At 61.9% G+C, this 21,465-nt stretch carries 17 protein-coding genes and 1 pseudogene; 13 read left to right on the top strand and 5 right to left on the bottom strand.

Features of this window, described 5'->3' with window-relative positions:
* Positions 1–470: 470 nt before the first annotated feature.
* The 4 genes from NHH88_28135 to NHH88_28120 all read left to right on the top strand — a co-directional run bounded on the left by NHH88_28135 (position 471) and on the right by NHH88_28120 (position 8,105).
* Positions 471–3,914, top strand: a complete 3,444-nt coding sequence (locus tag NHH88_28135) for a TonB-dependent receptor (protein USX13481.1) — start codon at positions 471–473, stop codon at positions 3,912–3,914.
* 157 nt (positions 3,915–4,071) lie between these two features.
* A complete protein-coding gene (locus NHH88_28130) occupies positions 4,072–5,778 on the top strand; it encodes a bifunctional metallophosphatase/5'-nucleotidase (GenBank protein USX13480.1) in 1,707 nt (568 codons plus the stop codon).
* A 33-nt stretch (positions 5,779–5,811) separates the two neighbouring features.
* The gene (locus NHH88_28125) at positions 5,812–7,038 is read left to right on the top strand and encodes a phospholipase D-like domain-containing protein (GenBank protein USX13479.1); all 1,227 of its coding nucleotides are present in this window, start codon (positions 5,812–5,814) and stop codon (positions 7,036–7,038) included.
* On the top strand, positions 7,035–8,105 hold the full coding sequence (locus NHH88_28120; GenBank protein USX13478.1) for a S1/P1 nuclease: 1,071 nt from the start codon (positions 7,035–7,037) through the stop codon (positions 8,103–8,105). The genes NHH88_28125 and NHH88_28120 overlap by 4 nt, the downstream gene beginning before the upstream one ends.
* Before the next feature lie 4 nt (positions 8,106–8,109).
* Here the strand turns inward: NHH88_28120 and NHH88_28115 are convergent, their stop codons facing one another.
* Positions 8,110–8,886 carry a DeoR/GlpR family DNA-binding transcription regulator gene (locus NHH88_28115; GenBank protein USX13477.1) on the bottom strand — a complete coding sequence of 259 codons (777 nt, stop codon included), beginning with the start codon at positions 8,884–8,886 and terminating at the stop codon, positions 8,110–8,112.
* Positions 8,887–8,965: 79 nt separating this feature from the next.
* Between NHH88_28115 and NHH88_28110 the strand changes: the two genes are divergently transcribed.
* The 5 genes and pseudogenes from NHH88_28110 to NHH88_28090 all read left to right on the top strand — a co-directional run bounded on the left by NHH88_28110 (position 8,966) and on the right by NHH88_28090 (position 11,232).
* Positions 8,966–9,544 (top strand): NUDIX domain-containing protein, encoded by a 579-nt coding sequence (locus tag NHH88_28110; protein ID USX13476.1) that lies wholly within the window; start codon positions 8,966–8,968, stop codon positions 9,542–9,544.
* Between the two features lie 166 nt (positions 9,545–9,710).
* Positions 9,711–10,109 (top strand): c-type cytochrome, encoded by a 399-nt coding sequence (locus NHH88_28105; GenBank protein USX13475.1) that lies wholly within the window; start codon positions 9,711–9,713, stop codon positions 10,107–10,109.
* The gene (locus NHH88_28100; GenBank protein USX13474.1) at positions 10,106–10,414 is read left to right on the top strand and encodes a hypothetical protein; all 309 of its coding nucleotides are present in this window, start codon (positions 10,106–10,108) and stop codon (positions 10,412–10,414) included. The genes NHH88_28105 and NHH88_28100 overlap by 4 nt, the downstream gene beginning before the upstream one ends.
* 14 nt (positions 10,415–10,428) lie before the next feature.
* A pseudogene (locus NHH88_28095) lies at positions 10,429–10,551 on the top strand (GDP-mannose pyrophosphatase).
* Between the two features lie 435 nt (positions 10,552–10,986).
* Positions 10,987–11,232 (top strand): hypothetical protein, encoded by a 246-nt coding sequence (locus tag NHH88_28090; GenBank protein ID USX13473.1) that lies wholly within the window; start codon positions 10,987–10,989, stop codon positions 11,230–11,232.
* Between the two features lie 119 nt (positions 11,233–11,351).
* Here the strand turns inward: NHH88_28090 and NHH88_28085 are convergent, their stop codons facing one another.
* From NHH88_28085 to NHH88_28070, 4 genes are all read right to left on the bottom strand, one after another.
* Positions 11,352–12,323 carry an ABC transporter permease gene (locus NHH88_28085; protein ID USX13472.1) on the bottom strand — a complete coding sequence of 324 codons (972 nt, stop codon included), beginning with the start codon at positions 12,321–12,323 and terminating at the stop codon, positions 11,352–11,354.
* Between the two features lie 7 nt (positions 12,324–12,330).
* Positions 12,331–13,407 carry an ABC transporter permease gene (locus NHH88_28080; protein USX17456.1) on the bottom strand — a complete coding sequence of 359 codons (1,077 nt, stop codon included), beginning with the start codon at positions 13,405–13,407 and terminating at the stop codon, positions 12,331–12,333.
* Positions 13,401–14,930, bottom strand: a complete 1,530-nt coding sequence (locus NHH88_28075) for an ABC transporter ATP-binding protein (protein USX13471.1) — start codon at positions 14,928–14,930, stop codon at positions 13,401–13,403. Before NHH88_28075 ends, NHH88_28080 begins: the two co-directional genes overlap by 7 nt.
* Positions 14,931–15,046: 116 nt before the next feature.
* Positions 15,047–16,042: a BMP family ABC transporter substrate-binding protein gene (locus NHH88_28070; protein USX13470.1), complete on the bottom strand. Its 996-nt coding sequence runs from the start codon at positions 16,040–16,042 to the stop codon at positions 15,047–15,049.
* Positions 16,043–16,634: 592 nt separating this feature from the next.
* Between NHH88_28070 and NHH88_28065 the strand changes: the two genes are divergently transcribed.
* The 4 genes from NHH88_28065 to pcp all read left to right on the top strand — a co-directional run bounded on the left by NHH88_28065 (position 16,635) and on the right by pcp (position 21,420).
* A complete protein-coding gene (locus NHH88_28065) occupies positions 16,635–18,968 on the top strand; it encodes a TonB-dependent receptor (protein ID USX13469.1) in 2,334 nt (777 codons plus the stop codon).
* 68 nt (positions 18,969–19,036) lie between these two features.
* Positions 19,037–19,747: a DUF969 domain-containing protein gene (locus NHH88_28060; GenBank protein ID USX13468.1), complete on the top strand. Its 711-nt coding sequence runs from the start codon at positions 19,037–19,039 to the stop codon at positions 19,745–19,747.
* On the top strand, positions 19,744–20,712 hold the full coding sequence (locus tag NHH88_28055) for a DUF979 domain-containing protein (GenBank protein ID USX13467.1): 969 nt from the start codon (positions 19,744–19,746) through the stop codon (positions 20,710–20,712). The genes NHH88_28060 and NHH88_28055 overlap by 4 nt, the downstream gene beginning before the upstream one ends.
* Positions 20,713–20,769: 57 nt before the next feature.
* On the top strand, positions 20,770–21,420 hold the full coding sequence (gene pcp, locus NHH88_28050; GenBank protein ID USX13466.1) for a pyroglutamyl-peptidase I: 651 nt from the start codon (positions 20,770–20,772) through the stop codon (positions 21,418–21,420).
* Positions 21,421–21,465: the final 45 nt, after the last annotated feature.

The following is a 21,465-nucleotide window of genomic DNA, read 5'->3' as shown; positions in this document are numbered from 1 at the left end:
GACATTTTTTTCACGCTTGTGGCCGCGATGCGACATAAGCGTCGCCAGTGGTGTTGCTTTTTGCATTAATACCAATGAAAAGATTTCACGTGAGAATGGCTGATTTATAATTCCGCCTTATTCCTCGTGGTAGTTGCCGTCGCCTGTTAATTTAGCCTCATTTATATATTTTTCATCTGAATTCTTAAAATAAATCGTATTTGTCATGCTTTTTTCGATCCTGCATAGTTGGATGAAATGATCCAAAAAAGCAAGATTATTGCTTTCTCACAGTTCAGTAGATAAGTGGCAAACCAGGCGGAAGCGTCACCTACGGACGTCACAGCCCTGACATATTAAGCCGTTACACTCACCCGCTGCCGTTGGCACGTCGGGATTTGGGCGGCTCGACCAGTTGCAGCAAACGTAAAGAGGAGTTCCGCCATCAGCGGGATTTCGACATAACTATTAGTCTTTTTTGGGGTTATACAATGATCAATCATAAACGGCTCAAGCTGACGCAAATAGCGCTCAGCCTGTCCATCGCGCTCGCGGCGGCACCGGCCTTTGCACAGAACACGACGTCGGCCATCGGCGGCCGCATCTCGTCAGGCGACGGCAAGCCAGCAGCGGGCGCGACCGTTACCATCGTCCACACCGAGTCCGGTACCGTCAACAACGTGGTCACCGACGCGGAAGGCCGTTATGTGCAGCGCGGCCTGCGCGCCGGCGGCCCGTACACGATCACCATCACCAAAGACGGCGTCTCGGAAAAACGCGAAGGCGTATTCACCCAGCTGGCCGAAACCGCCAGCGTGGACGCCGTGCTCGGCGCGACCCCAGCGATGCAAACCGTGACCATCGCCGGTACCGCGGGCGGCCGTTCGGAGAAGTTCTCCAAGACTAATATGGGCGCCGGCACCAGCATCAGCGCCACCGAACTGGCGATCCAGGGCTCGATCAACCGCAACCTGCAAGACTACGCCCGCGCCGATCCGCGCGTCTCGCAGACAGACAAGGACCGCGGCGAAATGTCCGTGGCCGGCCAGAACTCGCGCTACAACTCGCTGACCATCGACGGCGTGGCCGTGAACGACACCTTCGGCCTGGAAGCGAGCGGTTCGCCGACCTCCAAGCAGCCGATCTCGATCGAAGCGATCCAGTCGGTGCAGGTCAACGTCGCCAACTACGACGTCACCCAGAAGGGCTACACCGGCGGCAACATCAACGCGGTGACCAAGTCCGGCACCAACACCGTCAAGGGTAGTGTCTATTACGTCTTCCGTAACGACAAGCTGGCCGGCGAGCGCTTCAACCAGACCACCGGCGAGTACTTCGATCCAGCCCCGTTCAAGGAAACCACCAAAGGCTTCACTGTCGGCGGTCCGATCATCCAGGACAAGCTGTTCTTCTTCGCTAACTACGAGAAACTGGAATCGTCGCGCAGCGCGCCGGCCTTCGGCCCGCTGGGCGGCGGCATGACCAACGTCGCCATCACCCCGAACGCCATCGCCCAGGCGCAGAACATCGCCCAGCAGTACGGCATGGACATCGGCACCTCCCAAGTCCCTGGCGGCACCAAGCTTGACGTCGAAGACAAGCTGGTCAAGCTGGACTGGAACATCACCGACGACCACCGCCTGATGGTGCGTTACTCGAAGACCGAACAATCGGAACCGATTTTCCCTAGCATCGCCAGCAACAGCCTGTCGCTGAGCTCGGCTTGGTATGCACAGGAAAAGAACATCGAAACCAAGGTCATGCAACTGACCTCGGACTGGGCGCCGAACTTCTCCACCGAGTTCAAGGCGTCGCAGCGCGATTACGAGAGTGTTCCTAAGAACGCCTCGATGCTGCCCGCGATCAGCCTGTCGTTCACCGGCGCGCTGCCGGAGGGTGGGGCCGGCTTGCCAGCTTCGCGCACCTTGAACTTCGGTACCGATTCGAGCCGCCAGTTCAACAACCTCAACACCAAGACGCTGGACCTGTACGGTGGCGCCAACTGGACGTTGAACGACCACGAGATCAAGTTCGGCGCCGATTACGCCAAGAACGAGATCTTTAACGCGTTCCTGCAAAACACCTACGGTAACTACCAGTTCAGCTGCATCAACAGCTCCGCCGCCTTCCAATACAGCTTCGGCGCGATCAACTGCGGCACCGCGAATGCCGCCGCCGTCGAACAAGCCATCCTGGAAAACTTCCGCCGCGGTCGTCCAAGCACCTACACCTTGCTGACCGCGTCGCCGGGCAACACGCTGGAAGGCAACGCCGCCGCCAACTTCACCATGAAGAACACCGGCCTGTTCCTGCAGGACGTGTGGACCGTCAACCCGCGTCTGACCATCAGCTACGGTTTGCGTGTCGATGCCGCCAGTGTGCCTGAGCGTCCAACGCTCAATGCAGCAGTCGCCCAGGCCGTCATCGCCAGCGCTACGCCTGGCGCCACCGTCGGCGGACGCCAGACTGGCGGTTTCGGTCTGGATAACACGACCACCTTCGACGGCCAGAAACTGTGGCAGCCGCGCGCCGGCTTCAACTACAAGTTCGACACCGCCCGTCAGACCCAGGTGCGCGGCGGCGCCGGCCTGTTCCAGGGCGCCGCAGCGTCCGTATGGCTGGCCAACCCGTTCCAGAACAACGGCGTCGCGACCCGCACCACCGTCTGCAACACCAGCGCCGGTGCTTGCCCTACCGCCGATGGCACCTTCACGCCGGCCGTCGGCGTGGCGCCGCCAGGCTTGACCACGGTGACGCCGGTACCGCCGATCGACGCGCTGGCCCCCGGCCTGCGTCAGCCTTCGGTATGGAAAGCGAACATCGCCCTCGACCACGAACTGCCATGGTACGGCCTGGTCTTCGGTGCTGAATTCCTGAAAACCAAGGTGCGTGACGGTATCTACTACCAGAACTACAACCTGGGCGCGCCTACCCGTATCGGTAGCGACGGCCGCGAGCTGTACTACAACGCCGCCGCGTTCTCGCAGAACTGCTGGAACGCCAGCGGTTCGTCGATCTCGACCGGCACCGTCAATGGCACCAACTGCGGCCAGTTCCGCAGCAAGGCCGCCAGCAACGACAGGTTCGGCAACGTCCTGGTCGCCACCGGCACCTCGCAGGGCTACAGCAACGTCGCCACGGCCTCGTTGTCGCGTCCGATGTCGGGTGGCTACAGCTGGTCGCTGGCGTACTCGTACACCGAAGCGAAGGAAGTGTCGCCACTGACCTCGTCGACCTCGAACTCGACCTTCAGCGGCCGTTCGGTGTTCAACCCGAACGAAGAAGTGTCGGCCAACTCGAGCTATCTGGTGAAAGACCGCATCAGCGGCGTGCTGAACTTCCAGAAGCGTTTCTTCGGCTCCTACAAGACCACCTTCGGTATGTTCTACGAAGGCCGTTCGGGCAAGCCATACAGCTGGACCTTCAACAACGACTTGAACGGCGATTCGGTTTCCGGTAACGATCTGATGTACATCCCATCGGCGCCGGGTTCGGGCCAGGTGGTGTTCGCGGGCGATACCGCCACCAGCAACGCCAACGAAACGAAGTTCTGGTCGGTCGTGAACGCCAATGGCGTGCTGCGGAATTCGAAGGGCAAAGTGGTCGGTCGTAACACCGACTTCTCGCCTTGGACCAACAGCTTCGACCTGCGCATCGCACAGGAGATCCCGAGCTTCATCCGTGGTCATAAAGCCGTCTTCAGCTTCGACATCTTCAACTTCGGCAATCTGCTGAACCGCCGTTGGGGTCGTACCAACGAAGTGCTGTTCCAGGCGGGCGGCGCGCAGGCTCGCAGCTTCGTCGACTTCGTCGGTCTGGATGCACAGGGTCGTTATGTCTACAAGGTGCGCGACAAGGTCGAGGACCTGGAAGTGCGTCAGAACAAGGGCGAATCGCAGTGGGCCATCCAGGCGACTGTGAAGTACGAATTCTAAGTTCGTAGCAAGTCTCTGATCCAAAAACGGCTGGTGGCGACATCAGCCGTTTTTTTATTCCGGGACGGTTTGTAACGTATTATTTTTGCCGGGGCCGGCGGCGTTTTTCAGCCGGCTTGGGCTGTACAATATTTGATTATTTCCGAGTTGATCCGCAATGACTAAACGATCGAGTTCCGTCGTCGCCGCCGTGCTGGCGGGCGCTCTCGCGGCCCTGTCCAGCGGCTGCGCTTTCGGGCCGCGGTTGCCGCCTGGCGTCGTCGAGGTTCAACTGGTCACGTTGAATGACTTCCACGGCAACCTCGAGCCGAGCAAATACGTGTGGGACAGCGTGCGCAATCCAGAGCCACGGACGGTGATGGCCGGCGGGATCGATACGCTGGGCGCGGCGCTGCAGGCCTGGCGCAAGCGGGACCCGGAACTGCTGCTGGTGGGCGCCGGCGATTTGATCGGCGCCAGCCCGGCCATCTCGTCGATGTGGGCCGACGAGCCGACCATGGCCGCGATGGATTTATTGGGACTGCGCGCGAGCACCGTCGGCAATCACGAATTCGACGCCGGCCGCGTCGAGCTGCTGCGCCAGCAGAAGGGCGGCTGCAAATCGCCGCGCGCCGACAAGGCCTGCAAGTTCGACCCGGACTACGCCGGCGCGAAATTCAGTTATCTGGCGGCCAACGTGATCGACATGGTCACACGCAAGCCGATCCTGCCGGCCTACAAGATCGAGACCGCGCATGGTGTCAAGGTGGCCTTCATCGGCACCGTGCTGCGCGAGACCGCCGAAACCTCGCTCGCTTCCGGCATCGCCGGCCTCCAGTTCATCGACGAGGCGGACGCGATCAACCGCCAACTGCCGGAGCTGCGCCAGCAGGGCGTGGGCGTATTCGTCGTGCTGCTGCACCAGGGCGGCACCACCGTCGAGAAGTTCGACCAGCAGGATTGCAGTCAATTGACAGGCGCGGTGGTCGATGTCGTTAAACGCCTCGATCCGGCGATCCGCGTGGTGGTCAGCGGCCATTCGCACAAAGGTTACCTGTGCCGGGTGGACGGACGTCTGGTGACGCAGTCCGATTCGGCGGGCCATGTGATGGCGCGCATCAAGCTGAGGGTCGATACCGGCACCAACACGCTGCGTGACGTCAGCGCCACGCAGGAGGTGATGGTGCCCGGCACCTGGCCTGCCGCTCCGGCGCTCGATGCTTATTTGAAGAAGGCGCGCGAGCGCAGTGCGGCGCAACTGGCGCGTCCGGTGGCGGCGCTGGCCGTGCCCAGCGTCGCGCGGGGCCTCGATGACAACGGCGAGTCGCCATTGGGCGATCTGGTGGCCGACTCGGTGCTGGCGGCGGGGCGTCCGTTCGGCGTGCAGATCGCTTTCATGAACGACGGCGGTATCCGCAGCGATCTGGAAACCGGCGCGGACAAGCGCGTCACCATCGGCCAGGCGCAGGTGGTGCTGCCGTTCGGGAACAAGCTGGTGGCGATGAACCTGAAAGGGTGGCAGATCTACGAGCTGCTGGAGCAGCAGTGGATCGGCGGGCGCGACTCGTGGCGCGGGCTGCTGCAGGTGTCCGACGGCTTCACCTATCAGTGGGATGCGAAGCGCGGCGAGGGTAGCAAGGTGGTGGCGGACAGCGTGATGCTGAACGGTGTGCCGTTGCAGAGGGAGTCGTCCTATCGTGTGATGGTGAATAACTTCCTGGCCGAAGGCGGCGATGCTTTTCCGATGTTCGCCAATGGCGCCAACCGCGCCGAATCGGGCATCCTCGCTGTCGATGCGTTGACCGCCTATCTGGTCAAGCGCGAAGAGACGGGCAAGCCCGCCGGCAAGGCCGAAACGCAGCAGCGCATCAGGCGCCTGCGGTAGTCAAGACTAAATAAATTCATTGGAGTAGCCGCTATGCGTCGTATTTTACTTTCCGTTGTCGTGCCGGCGCTGCTGGCATCCACCGCACCGGCCCGCGCCGAGTTTTCCATACCCGGCTTTGAACTGGTGCAGACGGCGCCTGTCGAAACGTCGCTGCGCAGCGACGACCTGCGCGATCCGGCGACGGTGTGGAGCGAGATGTTCGATAACGCCAAAAGCGAGATCGTGATCGGCCAGTTCTACGCCGTCAACAAGCCGGGCAGCGTGTTCGACAAGGTCGTCGAGCGCCTGGCGGCGGCCGGCAAGCGCGGCGTCAAGATCCGCTTCCTGATGGAACAAAAGGGCGTGGGCCTGTCGGAGAAGCCGACCCTGGACCAGTTGCGGGCGATTCCGAACCTGGAACTGCGCATCCTCGATTTCAGCAAGCTGACCGGCAACGGCATCATCCACGCCAAGTACATGGTGGTCGATGGCGCTACCGCCTTTATCGGTAGCCAGAACTTCGACTGGCGCGCCTTCGAGCATATCCACGAGACGGGACTGCGCATCACCGATCCCAAGCTCGCAGGCCAGGTACTGGCGGTGTTCAACCAGGACTGGCGCGCGCAGGCGCTGACGGAGCAGGGCACGGCGGTGCCGGCGCTGAACGCCATCACCGCCGCGCCGAACTACCGCCAGGAGACCTTCCTGCTGGCCAGTCCGAACCGCTACAACCCGGCCGGCATCGGCGATTCCGAATCCGGGCTGCCTGCGCTGCTGGCCGACGCCAAAAGCGAAGTGCGCATCCAGCTGCTGGACTACGCGCCCCTCAGTTATGGGCCGAAGGGCACTCGCCCTTACTACGCCGTGATCGACAACGCGGTGCGCGCCGCCGCCAATCGCGGCGTGAAGATCAAACTGATGGTGTCCAACTGGAATATGGAACAGCCGGCGCAAGCCTATCTGAAAAGCCTGGCGATGCTGCCGAACGTGGAGATTCGCGTGGTGACGATACCGGTGGCCTCGGGCGGATTCATTCCGTTCGCGCGCGTCATCCACAGCAAGACCATGGTGATCGACAATCAGATCGCGTGGGTCGGCACCAGCAACTGGTCCGGAGGCTACATGGATTTGTCGCGTAATATGGAAGTGGTGATGCGTAACGAGAAAATGGCGCAGCGCCTGGCCGCGACGCAGGAGCAGATCTGGGGCTCGCAGTATGCGCAAGCCCTCGACATCAACAAGCAGTATCCGAAACCTGTCAAAGGCAAAGCGGAATGAAGAAGCTAATGTTGTTGACGGCGCTCGGTTGTTCAAGCGCTGTCGTTTCCTTTAATGCGCAGGCGTGGGGCAACGACGGTCACCGCGCGGTTGGCGCCATCGCCGATCAGCTGATCAAGGGCAGCAACGCCGAAAAGCGCGTTCAGGCCTTGTTGCTGCCCGGCGAGAGCCTGGAAAAGATCGCCATCTGGGCCGACTGCGTCAAAGGGACGTTTTGCGGTCCGCAGACAGCCGAGATGGAGGCCTATGTGGCGGCCAATCCCCGGCACACCGAGTACCACTACACCAATGTGCCGTTCCAGCTGGCGGAGTATCACGACCACGCGGTCGGCACCGCCGACGACGACATCGTGCAGACGCTCAAGCAGTGCATCGCCACTTTGCAGGGCAAGGGCGACAAGACCAGCAATCCGCGCAACTTCACGCCGCGCCAGGCGTTGCTGATCCTGGCGCACCTGACGGGCGATATCTCGCAGCCGCTGCACGTGGGCGAAGCGTATGTCGGCAAGGACGGCGGCTTCGTCGTGCCGGCGGGGCAGAAGCAGATCGACGCCGGGGAAGCGTTCGCCACGCAAGGCGGCGGCAACCTGCTGCTCGATGACGTCAAACTGACTGCGAGTAGCGAACGCCTGATTCCGCCGCCGGCCGCCGAGAACGTCGAGCCGCCCGGGCCGCCGCGCGCGCCGAGGGCCACGCGTCCGCTGCATTCGTATTGGGATGGCACAGTGGTGAACTACGCCTTCCGCCGCATCGACGCGCGCTCGCCGCGGCAGTTCGCGGAAGCGGTCATCGCGGGCAATCCGGCGGTGGCGGCCGACAGTGGCGATCCGTCAGGTTGGCCCTATCAGTGGGCCGAACAGGCTTTGTCGGTGTCCAAGCGCGCTTATGACGGCGTGGTCCCGGGGGCGGCGTCCAAGCAGACCAGCAAGAGCACCGGGACGGTCTACTACACCTGGCCGGTGTCGGTGCCGGCCGACTATCCGGTGCCGACGTCGGCCGACGCCAGGACGCAGCTGACCCGGGGCGGCTATCGTTTGGCCGCCGTGCTCAAAGCCATCTGGCCCTGAGCCGTCAACCGGCCAGTACCACCTCGATGCCCATGTGGCGGTAGGGCGCCAGCAGTGCTTCCGGTACGCCGGCGTTGACTATGATCGCGCCCACGCTTTGCATCGGCGCGATCTGGAACGGTGAGGCGGTGTCCAGCTTTTCCGGCGACGCCAGCACCACCGTCTTTTGCGCCGCCGCCGCGATGGCGCGTTTGACGCCTGCCTCGTCGTAGTCGCCAGTGCTGATGCCTCGATCGGGGTGCAGGCTGCAAACACCCATGAAGTAGATGTCGGTGCGGATCTGCGCGATGGCGTCCAGCGCGGCCGGCCCCATGGCGACGATCGAATGCTTGAACAGGCGGCCGCCGATCATGATCACGTCGATCAGTGCATGCTCTGTCAGTTCGACCGCGATGCTGGGACTGTGCGTGACGACGGTGCACTTCAAATCGGCAGGCAAATGGCGCGCCAGCTGGACCGACGTCGTGCCGCCGTCGATGAACACCACCTGGCCTGCTTGGATCATGGCGGCCGCCGCGCGCGCGATGGCCGGCTTGGCGTCGCTGGAGATTTGCTGGCGCTCGGCGAAGTTGCCCATCGCCGGCGATGCGGGCAGCGGCGCCGCCACCGGCAGGGCGCCGCCGTGCACCCGCTGCAGCAAGCCTTCCCCCGCCAGCTCTCGCAGGTCGCGGCGTATCGTATCCTCCGACAACCCCAGCTCCTCGCTGAGCGATTTGGCGACGATCTGTCCATCCTGTTTCAGGCGGGACAGCAGGAGTTCCTTGCGTTGACGTGTTAGCATGATTTGCACGAATTATCTTGATATTGCACGATAGTGCATGATATCGTAAAAATACGCAATCAGAAAAAGGAAGGCCGCCATGCCTGAAGACCGCATCCGCATCCACAAAGTCGAAACCCTGTCCGACGACTGGTTCGTGCTGAAGAAGACCACGTTCGACTACCGCCGCAGCGACGGCACGTGGCAGCGCCAGTCGCGCGAAACCTACGATCGCGGCCATGGCGCCACGATCCTGCTGTACAACCGCGAGCGGCGCACCGTTGTGCTGGTGCGGCAGTTCCGCTTTCCTGCGTTTGTCGAAGGGCATCCGGGCTTTTTGATCGAGGCGCCGGCCGGGCTGTTGGACCAGGCCACGCCCGAGGTGCGCATCAAGGCGGAGGTAGAAGAGGAGACGGGTTACCGCATCGGCAAAGTGCAAAAGGTGTTCGAAGCGTTCATGAGTCCCGGGTCTGTCACGGAGCGGCTGCACTTCTTCGTCGCCGAATACGATCCGGCCTCGCGCCCCGGCGCTGGCGGCGGGGTGGCGGAAGAGGGCGAGGACATCGAAGTGCTGGAGCTGACGATGGAGCAGGCGATGGCGATGATGGCCTCCGGCGAAATCGCCGTCGGCAAAACCATCATGCTGCTGCAATACGCCGCGCTGCACCTGCTGCGCTAAATTTTGATCGCGAACTGGATATGACCACTGTTCCACGTAGGGCGGATTAGGCGGAACGCCGTAATCGGCCATGCATGCGCCGACGCGACGCATGCATGGCCGATTACGCTTCGCTAATCCGCCCTACGTGTCTCCGTAGTCATTCGACAGCGCGCATAATGGCGGTATGAATAATTTCTATCTGGCGATTCTATTCAGCTGCATTTGCTCCGGCCACGCCGGCGCCGCCGGTTACGTCGGCAACGCCAAGGCCGGCCAGGCGGCGTTCCGCAAGTGCGCCTCGTGCCATCAGGTCGGCCGCTTCGCGCAGGCCGGCTACGGCCCGCAGTTGAACGGCATCATCGGCCGCAAGGCCGCCGCCACGCCGGACTTCAAGTATTCCGATGCGATGAAGAAATCAGGCATCGTCTGGACCGAGCAAAAGCTGGCCGCCTACCTGCGCGCGCCACACGACGTGGTACCGGGAACCAGCATGCGCTTCTGGGGCATCAGTGACGACCGGCAGATCGCCGATCTGCTGCTCTATATGAGTGGTTTCGGCGCTCAACCTTCAAAGGAAAAATGAAGTATCAATTTGTGTTGCAGTGGAGCGCCACTTCGATGGGCGATTTCGACACGTTCATCGCGGTCGAAGAATTCTTGCGCCAAAACCTGTCGGAACTGCACGACGTCGACGGTCATGATATGGGATGTGGGGAACTGAATATTTTTATCCAGACCGACGCTCCCAAGACCCTGTTTTCCGAGATACGTAGATTGTTCTGCATGGAAGATAATCTCACGGCCGCGAAGATAGCGTATCGCGAGACGAGCGGCGAAACTTACGTCGTACTTTGGCCCGAGGAAGTGGAAGGATTCAAGGTGAGTTAAGCGTGCCAGACAAGCCCGAGGTACGCATTAACGCCGACGTTGAGGAAGAGACGGGGTACCGCGTCAGCGAAGAGCACAAGGTGTTCAAAGCGTTCATGAGTCCGGGATCGTTCACTGAGCGGATGCACTTCTCCGTCGCCGGATGCGATCCGTCCGTTCCTCGTGGGGCGGATTAGCGTAGCTTAATCCGTCAATCTCAGCCGATGACTCGACCATACTTTTTGAGTGCCCTCAATCGGTAAAAGGTTTAAAGTTCTACAGTGACGGATGCGCCTCGTATCCGGAAAAGTACTGAAAGAGTTTTGCTCACGTCATCCGTCGGCGTCGAGCGCGGTTCGGCATTGGGCGGACGAAATGGTAGCGGCGACATTCCGTAATTTTAGCGAGTTGCGCGGCCATTTCCCCAGCGCTGATTACGTGGCGCCTTTTACAGTGTTTAACTTGGCGGGCAACAAATTTCGGTTGATCGTCACTGTGAATTACACAACGGGGTTCGTCTTCATTCGCAGCATGTTGACTCATGCCGAATACGATAAGTGGAGCAAGCGTTACCGTCAGGGAAAGATACAACCATGAATATTCTCGTTGATAAAATCGATGGCATTGCATTGGCTGCGGCATGGCAGGATTTCGACCACATCGCGGGGCTGAGACCGATCAAAACGGAAGCGGACTATGACCACACTGTCGCATTGATGAACCGCGTACTGGATGTGATGGGGGAAGATGAACAGCATCCCTTGGCAGGACTGTTGGAGTTGTTGGCGGAAATGGTTAGCAGCTACGATAAGATCCATTATCCATTGGAGCAATTATAAAACTGCCAATGGCGCCTACGCGCAAGCCGGCCAGGGCGTTTCCGGGGTATCGGCGACGACCAGCAGATCGCCGATCTGCTGGTGTATATGCGGGAGTTCCGCTAGAGGAGCGGTGCGCGTTAGCGCGATTTGACGAACGGGATGCCGAGCGATTTCGGCGCCACCGACTTGGCCATCAAACCGGCGAGCACGATCACGGTCAACACGTACGGCACCATCTGGATCATCGCGCCCGGCAGGCGGCCGATGCCCGGCAGTTCCACGCCTTCGATCTGGATTTGCACCGCGCCGAAGAAGCCGAACATCAGGCAGCCCAGGAAGGTGTACAGCGGACGCCAGTTACCGAACACCATGGCCGTCAGCGCCAGATAGCCGGCGCCGGCCGACATGTCGCGCAGGAAGAAGCCGCTCTGCACGATCGACAGGTAGGCGCCCGCGAACGAGCACAGGAAACCGGCGATCAGCATCGCCATGTAGCGCTGGCGCTCGACGCTCACGCCCGCCGCGTCGGCCGCGTGCGGGTTCTCGCCGCAGGCGCGCAGGCGCAGGCCGAAGCGGCTGTGATAAACGATCCAGTGCACCAGCGGCACCAGCGCGAAGGCCATATACACCAGCACCGAATGGCCGCCGATCAGGTGCGCGTACACCCAGCCGATGACGGGAATGCCTTCGACCGCCGCCGTCCCCGGCAGCACCACGTCGAACAGGCGCGCCGACCCGAGGTCCGGCGTGCGGCCGCCCTGCTGGAAGATGTACTGCGCCACGACGAAGGTCAGGCCGCTCATGGCGATGTTGATGGCGATGCCCGCCACCAGCTGGTTGCCCTTCTGCGTGATGGCGATGTAGGCCTGCAGGCTGGCCAGCAGCATCGACACCACGATGCCGGCCATGACGCCGTACCAAGGGTTCTGCGTGGTGAAGGCCACGGCCGCCGAGACGAAGGCCGACGCCAGGATCTTGCCTTCGAGGCCGATGTCGATCACGCCCGAGCGCTCGGCGAACAGGCCGGCCATGCCGGCGAAAATCAGCACCGGCGCGTTGCGCACGGTCGATACCAGGATACTGCCGATATGGAGGTCGTCAAAAGTCATAGTGTCCTCACTTCTTCAGTTTGAGCATTTTGGCGATCACCGGCGCGTACAGGTTTTCCATCGCGCCGCAGAACAGGATGATCAGTCCCTGCACCAGGATCACCGTCTCCGGCGGGATGTTCTGCTTCTCCAGCGACAGGTCGAAGCCGCCCTGCGTCAATGCGCCGAACAGCACCGCCGACAGGAAGATGCCGACCGGATGCTGGCGGCCCATCAGCGCGATGGCGATGCCGATGAAGCCCGCGCCGCCGACGAAGTTTAGCGACAGGTAGTGGGTCGAACCCATGATGGAGTTGACCGAACCGAGACCGGCCAGCGCGCCCGAGATCAGCATGACGATGATGATCATCTTGCTGATGCGGATGCCCGCGTAGTGGGCAGCATGTTTGTTCAGGCCCGTGGCGCGCAGCTTGAAGCCCCACGAGGAGCGCGATACCACAACACCGTAGATCACCAGCGCGATGATCGCCAGGAAGAAGCTGATGTTAAGCGGCGTCTCGCCCAGCACCGGGAACCACTGGTTCAGGCGCGGCATTTCGGCGGCGGCCGCGAAGGAGCGGCTGGCCGGATTCTGCTCGCCCGCCGGCACCAGTTTGACGATCACGGTGTTCATCAGCGCTGCGGCGATGTAGTTGAACATGATGGTGGTGACCACCACGTGGCTGCCGCGCTTTGCCTGCAGGTAGCCGGGCACGAAGGCCCACAGCGCGCCGAATAGCGCCGCGCCGATCATGCCGACCGGGATCAGCACCAGGGCCGGCAGGGTGCTGTCGAAGGTCAGCATGGCCAAGGTCAGGCCAAGGCCGGCAAAGTACATCTGGCCTTCGGCGCCGATGTTGAACAGGCCCGCCTCCATCGCGATCGACACGGCCAGGCCGGTGAAGATGAAGGTCGAGGCGTAGAACAGCGTGTAGCTCAAGCCCTCCGGATTGACGACGGCGCTGTTGATCAGGATCGCCAGCGATTCGGTAGGACTTTCGCCGAGCAGGTGGATCACCAGCGCGGTCACCAGCAGTGCGGACACCAGATTCAGAAGGGGCAGGGCAAACGCGGTCGCCCAGCGTGGCAGGTCTTTGTTCATGATTTGTGCATTCCGCCCATCAGCAAGCCGATACGGGTCGTGTCGAATTCTTCAATTTTCAGTTCGCCGGTGATGCGGCCGCCGCACATGACGAGGATGCGGTCCGCCAGCGCGCGCACCTCTTCCAGCTCCACCGACACCAGCAGGATCGCCACGCCGGAGTCGCGCAGGGCCAGCAGCTGTTTGTGGATGCTCTCGATGGTGCCGATGTCGACGCCGCGCGTGGGCTGGCCCACCAGCATCAGCTTGGGCTGCGCCAGCACTTCGCGCGCGATCACCACTTTCTGCTGGTTGCCGCCGGAGAGCAGGCCGATACGCAGGTCGTGGTTGTCGGGACGGACGTCGAAGCTTTTCATCAGCGCGTCGCAGCGCGCCGCGATGGCCTTGAAGTTGAGCAGGCCCCATTTGTTTTTCAGCTTGTCCTGGTAACCGAGGATGGTGTTGTGCATGACCGAGAAGGCCTTGACGACGCCGTCGCGCAGGCGGTCCTCCGGCACGTGGGCGATGCCCAGTTCGCGGAAGGTGCGCGGCAGGCCGTCCGGGTCGGAGCGGCCGGCGTAAGGCAGGTCCTTGCCGAGGAATTCGAGCTTGCCGGAGGTCGGCAGGCGCATGCCCGACAGGATCTCCATCAATTCGCTCTGGCCGTTGCCGGAGACGCCGGCAATCGCCACGATCTCGCCGGCGCGCAGGGTGAAGCCGATATCGGCCAGCAGCTTGACCTGCTGGTCGTCGCTGAGTTGCAGGTTCTCGACGCGCAGCACCGGCGCTCCCGGGTTGTACGGCGCGCGCGGCAGGTTGTTCTCGATCGGACGGCCGACCATCATGTTGGCCAGGGCTTCCTTGGTGGTGCCGGCGGTCGGCACGGCGCCGATCACGCGGCCGCCGCGCATCACGGTGACGGTGTCGGTGATGTCGAGGATTTCCTGCAGCTTGTGGGTGATCAGGATGATGGTTTTGCCCTGTTCCTTGAACAGGCGCAGGATCTCGAACAGCGACGCGGTCTCCTGCGCCGTCAGCACGGCGGTCGGCTCGTCGAGGATCAGGATGTTGGCGCTGCGGTAGATCTGCTTGAGGATCTCGACGCGCTGCTGCGCGCCCACCGACAGGTCGTGGATGGTGGCCAGCGGATCGACGTCGAGCTGGTAGCGCGCACAGATCTCGCGCAGCTTGGCCTCGACGGCGGCGCGCTTGGATTGAAGCTTGAAACCGCCCTCGCTGCCCAGCATGACGTTGTCGAGCACCGTCATGTTCTCGACCAGCATGAAGTGCTGGTGCACCATGCCGATGCCGAGGGCGATCGCCTCCTGGCTGTTGTGGATGCGGCGCGCCTGGCCGTCGAGCAAAATCTCCCCGCCGTCGGCGCGGTAGTAGCCGTACAGGATACTCATCAGGGTCGATTTGCCGGCGCCGTTCTCGCCCACCAGGCCGTGGATCGATCCCTTGGCGATGGCGAAGCTGACGTCCGTGTTCGCCTTGACAGCTCCGAAATGCTTGGAGATGCCGCGAAATTCTACTGCTGGCTGCATAGGGTCGTTTTCGGTTCGGTTAAATAAACTGTAATGCGTAAAACGGTAAACGCTTAAAACGTTAAACGCGCCGCACGGGGGACAACCCCGGCGGCGCGCTCGTGTTCAAACTGGTATCAGACGGGGCAGGCCGCGCCCGAGCGGATATCGAAGACCTTGACCTTGCCGTCGATGATGTCCTTGCGCGCGCCCAGCACGCGCTTCTCGATCTCCGGCGTGATCAGCTTGCGGTTGTTGGCGTCCAGCGCCCAATCGACGCCGCCTTCCTTGATGCCCTTGGCGCTGACGCCGGCCTTCCAGGTGCCGGCCTTGACCTGCATGAACGAGTCGTAGACGGCGTTGTCGACGCGCTTGACCATCGAGGTCAGGATCGCACCCGGATACAAGTGGTTCTGGTTGGAGTCGACGCCGATGGCCAGCTTGCCTTTTTCCTTGGCCGTCTGCAGCGTGCCCAGGCCCGAACCGCCGGCCACCGCGAACACCACATCGACGCCGCGGTCGAACTGCGAACGGGCCAGCTCACCGCCCTTGGCCGGATTGTTCCACGAGTCGGCGGTGGTGCCGACCATGTTGGAGGTGACCTCGACCTTTTTGTCGACCGCCTTCGCGCCCTGCGTGTAGCCGCAGGCGAAGGTGCGGATCAGCGGGATGTCGACGCCGCCGATGAAGCCGAGCTTTTTGGATTTGGACGCCATCGCGGCGGCCACGCCGACCAGGTACGAGCCTTCTTCTTCCTTGAAGGTGATCGAGTTGATGTTGGCGCCTTGCGCCACACCGTCGATCAGCACGAAACGCACTTTCGGGAATTCCTTGGCGACCTTCTGCACCGCCGACTGCTGGGCGAAGCCGATCGACGCGATCAGGTCCATGTTCTTGCGCGCCAGGCCGCGCAGCACTTGTTCGGCCTGGGTGTCGCTGGAGGCTTGCACCTCGGTGAAATTGATGTTGGTTTCCTTCTTAAAGCGCGAGGCGCCTTCAAAAGCGGACTGGTTGAACGATTTGTCGAACTTGCCGCCCGCGTCATACACGATGGCCAGTTTTGGATCCGCCGCGGACGCGCTGGCAGCGATACAGATGGCTGCAACCGTCAAACTAAGTTGTGAAAGTTTCATGAATAGGCTCCTGGAAGATCGATATTGTATATTTTTATTGGACGAAACATATAATCCGGCGCCGTTTTATGGCGGCAAACCCCTGATTTTTAGAGCTTTACCTCTGACTTGGCCGGCCTTGGCCGTCGTGGCTCGGCGAAAGCTTGTTTAAATGACAGCGGTTGTCAATCCGCCGTCGCGTCGCCTCGCCGGCGCTCCCGGCCGCCCATGTCGCACTGCCGCAACAGTCGGCGCCAAATTAAATATTTTTATATTGTTGCTTTTTGTCCTATTGGAAAAACTTCCTGCCGTTTGGATAAGGGGCGCGCCGCCGGCCTGGCGAACCCGTCCGGTGATCACCCGCCATTCGCAAAGCAGCTTCCCAGGTGCAAGTTAAACGCCTTTCCGCTCTGGGAGCGGCTATTTTTTAGGCAATCCGTCACTATGCATCAGGCTTCATATGTACGAAAAATTCGATTTTATTTAGTCATTTATATAAAATAGATATGAATCCAACCATGGAAAAAGTGGGTTTATGTCATTTTTTTCCATGCTACGATAATTGGGATAACTACAAATACCATCCAAACTAATACAACCGGGAGCAGCATTTATGAGCAAGAACAGTAGTGGTTTCGCAGTGCGATCGTTGATCGCCCTGGCCGTGGCGAGCGCCTTCCCGCTGCACGCGGCCCTGGCCACCGAAGCTGGCGCCAACGCCCAGCCGGCAGCCGCTGAGGGACAAGACGCTGCGGCTGCGCCCCCCGCGCCGACCACCAAGGGCCAGCTGGAAACCGTGATCGTGACCGCGCAGCGCCGCGCCGAAAACATCAAGGACGTGCCGATGTCGATCGCCACCATCAAAGGCGACAAGCTCGACGTGCTGACCTCGGGCGCCGGCGACATCCGCGTGCTGTCGGGCCGCTCGCCGTCGGTCGCCATCGAATCCGACTACGGCCGCACCTTCCCGCGCTTCTATATCCGTGGCCTGGGCAACACCGACTTCGACCTGAACGCCTCGCAGCCGGTCGGCCTGGTGATGGACGATATCGTCATGGAAAACGCCATGCTCAAGGGCTTCCCGGTGTTCGACGTCGACCAGATCGAGGTGCTGCGCGGGCCGCAAGGCACGCTGTTCGGCCGTAACTCGCCGGCCGGCGTGATCAAGTTCGACTCCGCCAAGCCGGTGTTCAAACAGGAAGGCTATCTGCAGCTGGGCATCGGCAATTTCTCGGCCAAGACGGTCGAGGGCATGTTCAACATGCCGGTCAGCGACACCGTGGCCCTGCGCTTCTCGGGCACCAGCCAGCACCGCGACAACCGCGTGACCAACACCAACCCGACCGCCGGCAAGGGCACCCAGGAATTCGAAGGCTACGGCGACCAGGCGTTCCGCCTGCAGGCGCTGGTGCAACCGAACAAGGACTTCAGCGCGCTGTTCAACGTCCATGCACGCAACTACCACGGCAACGCCACCTTGTTCCGCGCCAACATCATCAAGAAGGGCACGAACGAGCTGGTCGACGGCTTCGACTACGGTTCGTATCCGACCGACGGCATCAACAACCAGGACCTGGAAACCAAGGGCGGCAGCATGCGCCTGAAATACAACGTTGGCGATCTGACGCTGCACTCGATCACCGGCTACGAAAAGCTCAAGTTCTATAGCCGCGCCGACGTCGACGGCGGCTACGGCGCCGTGTTCGCGCCGCCTTCGGGCCCCGGCTTCATTCCGTTCCCGGTCGAGACGGCAGACGTGCTGCCTAACCACCGCCAGTTCTCGCAGGAGTTCCGCGCCGAGTCGAACTACAAGGGCCCGTTGCAATGGATCGGCGGCCTGTTCTTCTTCAACGAGAAGATCCAGATCGACAGCATCAGCTTCAACAGCTTCGCGCCGGGCAATCCGCAGAACGCCGCCTACGCGGTGCAGTTCCAGGATTCGAAATCGTGGGCCGCTTTCGGCTCGCTGAACTACACCGTGTCCGACAAGTTCAAAGTGCGCGGCGGTGTGCGCTACACCAACGACAAGAAGGAATTCTCGGCCTCGCGCGTGGAACCGCCGGTGGTCTCCGGCCCGTTCAACATCGACAGCACCTCGCACAACGTGAGCTGGGATCTGAGCGGCACCTATGAGCTGACCAAGGCGACCAATCTGTTCGCCCGCGTCGCCACCGGTTATCGCGCGCCGTCGATGCAGGGCCGCCTGAACGGCCTGGGCGACCGTCCATCGTTCGCCGGCGCCGAAAAAGCGCTGTCGTACGAAGCCGGTATCAAGCAGGACCTGTTCGACAAGCGCGCGCGCCTGAGCGCCAGCGTGTTCCAGTACCGCGTCAAGGACCGCCAGCTGACGGCCGGCAGCGGCTCGGTCAACATGAATCAGCTGATCAACGCCGACAAGGTGACCGGCCAGGGCGTGGAAGTGGACTTCCAGGCCAACCTGAGCGACGAGTTCAGCATGACCCTCGGCGGCAGCTACAACGACACCGAGATCAAGGACCCGAACCTGTACGTCCAGTACTGCGGCAACGTGCTGAACAATCCGACCGGCGCCAGCGGCTGCACGCCGACCAACGCGGCCGGGCCGTTCGCCGGCACCTCGCGCATCGACGGCAACCCGCTGCCGCGCGCGCCGAAGACGCAGGTGAACTTCACGCTCAAGTACAGCACCCCGATCGGCGACGGCGAGTTCTACGCGCTGACCGACTGGGCCTTCCGCAGCAGCTACAACTTCTTCCTGTACCAGGCGCCTGAATACAAGGCCAAGAAGCTGACCGAGGGCGGCGTGCGCGCCGGCTACAAGTGGGGCAACGGCAAATACGAAGTGGCCGCGTTCGGCCGCAACATCACCGACCGCCAAGTCATCGTCGGCGCGATCGACTTCGACAACCTGACCGGCATGTTGAACGAGCCGCGAACCTGGGGCGGGACCTTTAAAGTCAACTTCTAAATCGAAGCCATGAGAGAATCCCCGCGCATCGCAAGGTGCGCGGGGATTTTTACATCCAGGGAGTTGAAATGAATCAGACAGTTAATCTTTGGCCGCTGCTCGGCGTGGCCGTTATCATTCTCGGTTTCGCGCTGCGCGCGCATCCGGTGCTGGTGGTGATCGCCGCCTGCGCCGTCACCGGCTTCGCCGCAGCGATGGATGTCGAACATCTGCTCGCGGTCCTTGGCGCCGCGTTCATCAAGACGCGCAACCTGCCGCTGATCCTGCTGCTACCGCTGGCGGCCATCGGTCTGCTGGAACGTTATGGACTCAAGGAACACGCGCAGGCGTCCATCGCCCGCATCAAGTCGGCCACCACCGGGCGCCTGCTGATCGTTTATCTGGCGATCCGCGAAATCAGCGCCGCCTTCGGCCTGACCAGCATCGGCGGCCATCCAAACATGGTGCGCCCGCTGATCGCGCCGATGGCCGAGGGCGCGGCCGAGAACCGCTATCCGGCGCTGACCGACCCGCTGCGCCACCGCATCCGCGCCATGTCCGCCGCCACCGACAACGTCGGCCTGTTCTTCGGCGAGGACGTGTTCGTGGCCTTCGGCGCCATCGTGCTGATGCAAACCATCCTGCGCGGCGAGGGCATCGAGGTCGATCCGCTGCATATCGCGATGTGGGGCATACCGACGGCGGTGACGGCCTTCATCATCCACTCGTGGCGGCTGCACCGGCTCGACGCCCACATCGCCCGCGCGATGATGAACAGCGCGAAGGGTGGCCAGGCATGATTTCCGGCTCCCTGATTAAACTCGACTTCTTCTATCTGGTGCTGGGCGCGATGCTGTTGATGATCGCGGTGATGGCGCTGCGCGACCCGCATAATCCGAAGCGCTATTCCAGCGCGCTGTTCTGGGCCTTGTACGCGGTGGTGTATCTGGCCGGCGACTGGCTGTCGCCGGTGGCGGCGGGCGCGCTGATGGTGGTGATGGCGCTGATCGCCGGTTTCGGCGGCGTCACGCTGGGACGCTACGGCGAACGCTCGCCCGAGCAACGCCGCGACAGCGCACAGCGGCTTGGCCACAAGCTGCTGATCCCGGCGCTGATCATTCCAATCACGACGATGATCGGTTCGACCTTGCTGAAGGACGTAAAATTCGACGGCCTGTTCCTGCTCGATCCGAAGAACACGACCCTGGTCAGCCTCGGTTGCGGTTCGCTGTTCGCCGTCGCCACCGCGTGCTGGCTGACGCGGGCCACGCCGCTGCAGGCGATGCGCGAGTCGCGCCGGCTGGTCGACCATCTGGGCTGGGCGGTGGTGCTGCCGCACATGCTGGCGGTGCTCGGGCTGTTGTTCACGGAGGCCGGCATGGGCAAGGCCGTGGCGCATGTGGTCACGTCGTACATCAACATGGATGTGAAGCTGGTGGCGGTGGCGGTGTACTGCATCGGCATGGCGCTGTTTACCATCATCATGGGCAACGGCTTCGCCGCCTTCCCGGTGATCGCCGGCGGCGTCGGCATCCCGGTGCTGGTTGGCGTGTACCACGCTAACCCCGCGGTAATGGCGGCCATCGGCATGTTCAGCGCCTACTGCGGCACCTTGATGACGCCGATGGCGGCCAACTTCAACATCGTTCCGGCGGCGTTGCTGGAGCTGCCCGACAAGAACGCCGTGGTCAAAATCCAGGTGGCGACGGCACTGCCGATTTTGCTTGCCAATATTGCACTACTGTATTTTCTTCTGAACATGTAAACGACAATCATTTAGGTTAGAGTAGCGATCTGGTAGTGAAGTGTGGAGTTTAAGCGGATGAAAAAGATCATATTGTTGACGGGTTTCGAGCCCTTCAATCAGGAGACGATCAACCCTTCCTGGGAAGCGGTACGCGCCCTGCAGGGCTGGCATGAAGGTGATTTTGTCGTGCATGCGCGCCAGTTGCCATGCGTGTTCGGACAGGCGAAGAAGGCGATGCACCAGGCGGTGGAGGAACTGCAGCCGAGCATCGTGATCGCGGTCGGCCAGGCCGGCGGCCGCGTCGATCTGTCGATCGAGCGCATCGCCATCAACATCGACGACGCGCCCATCGCGGACAACCAGATGCGCCAGATCGTCGACCAGCCCATCGTCACCGGCGGTCCCGCCGCTTACTTTTCCACGTTGCCGATCAAGGCGATCGTGCAGGCGCTGCGCGATGCCGGCCTGCCGTCGTCGGTGTCGCAAAGCGCCGGCACCTTTGTCTGCAACCATGTGTTCTATGGTTTGATGCATCAGGCCAGCGAGTGGGGCACGACGATGCGCGCCGGTTTTATCCATATACCGTATCTGCCGCAGCAGGCGGCCCGGCATCCGGGTTGCGCCAGCATGAAGCTGGAGGACATGGTCGAAGGCCTGCGCATCGCCATCCGCACCACGCTCGCGCACACCGTCGATGTGCGCGAGGCGGGCGGCGTGACGCACTAGGCTTTCTTCTAAATCACGTAGGGCGGATTAGCGCGCAGCGCGTAA

The sequence above is a fragment of the Oxalobacteraceae bacterium OTU3CAMAD1 genome (assembly GCA_024123915.1).
In the GTDB taxonomy this organism is placed as follows: domain Bacteria; phylum Pseudomonadota; class Gammaproteobacteria; order Burkholderiales; family Burkholderiaceae_D; genus Rugamonas.
This window is presented reverse-complemented; position numbering and strand designations above follow the sequence as displayed.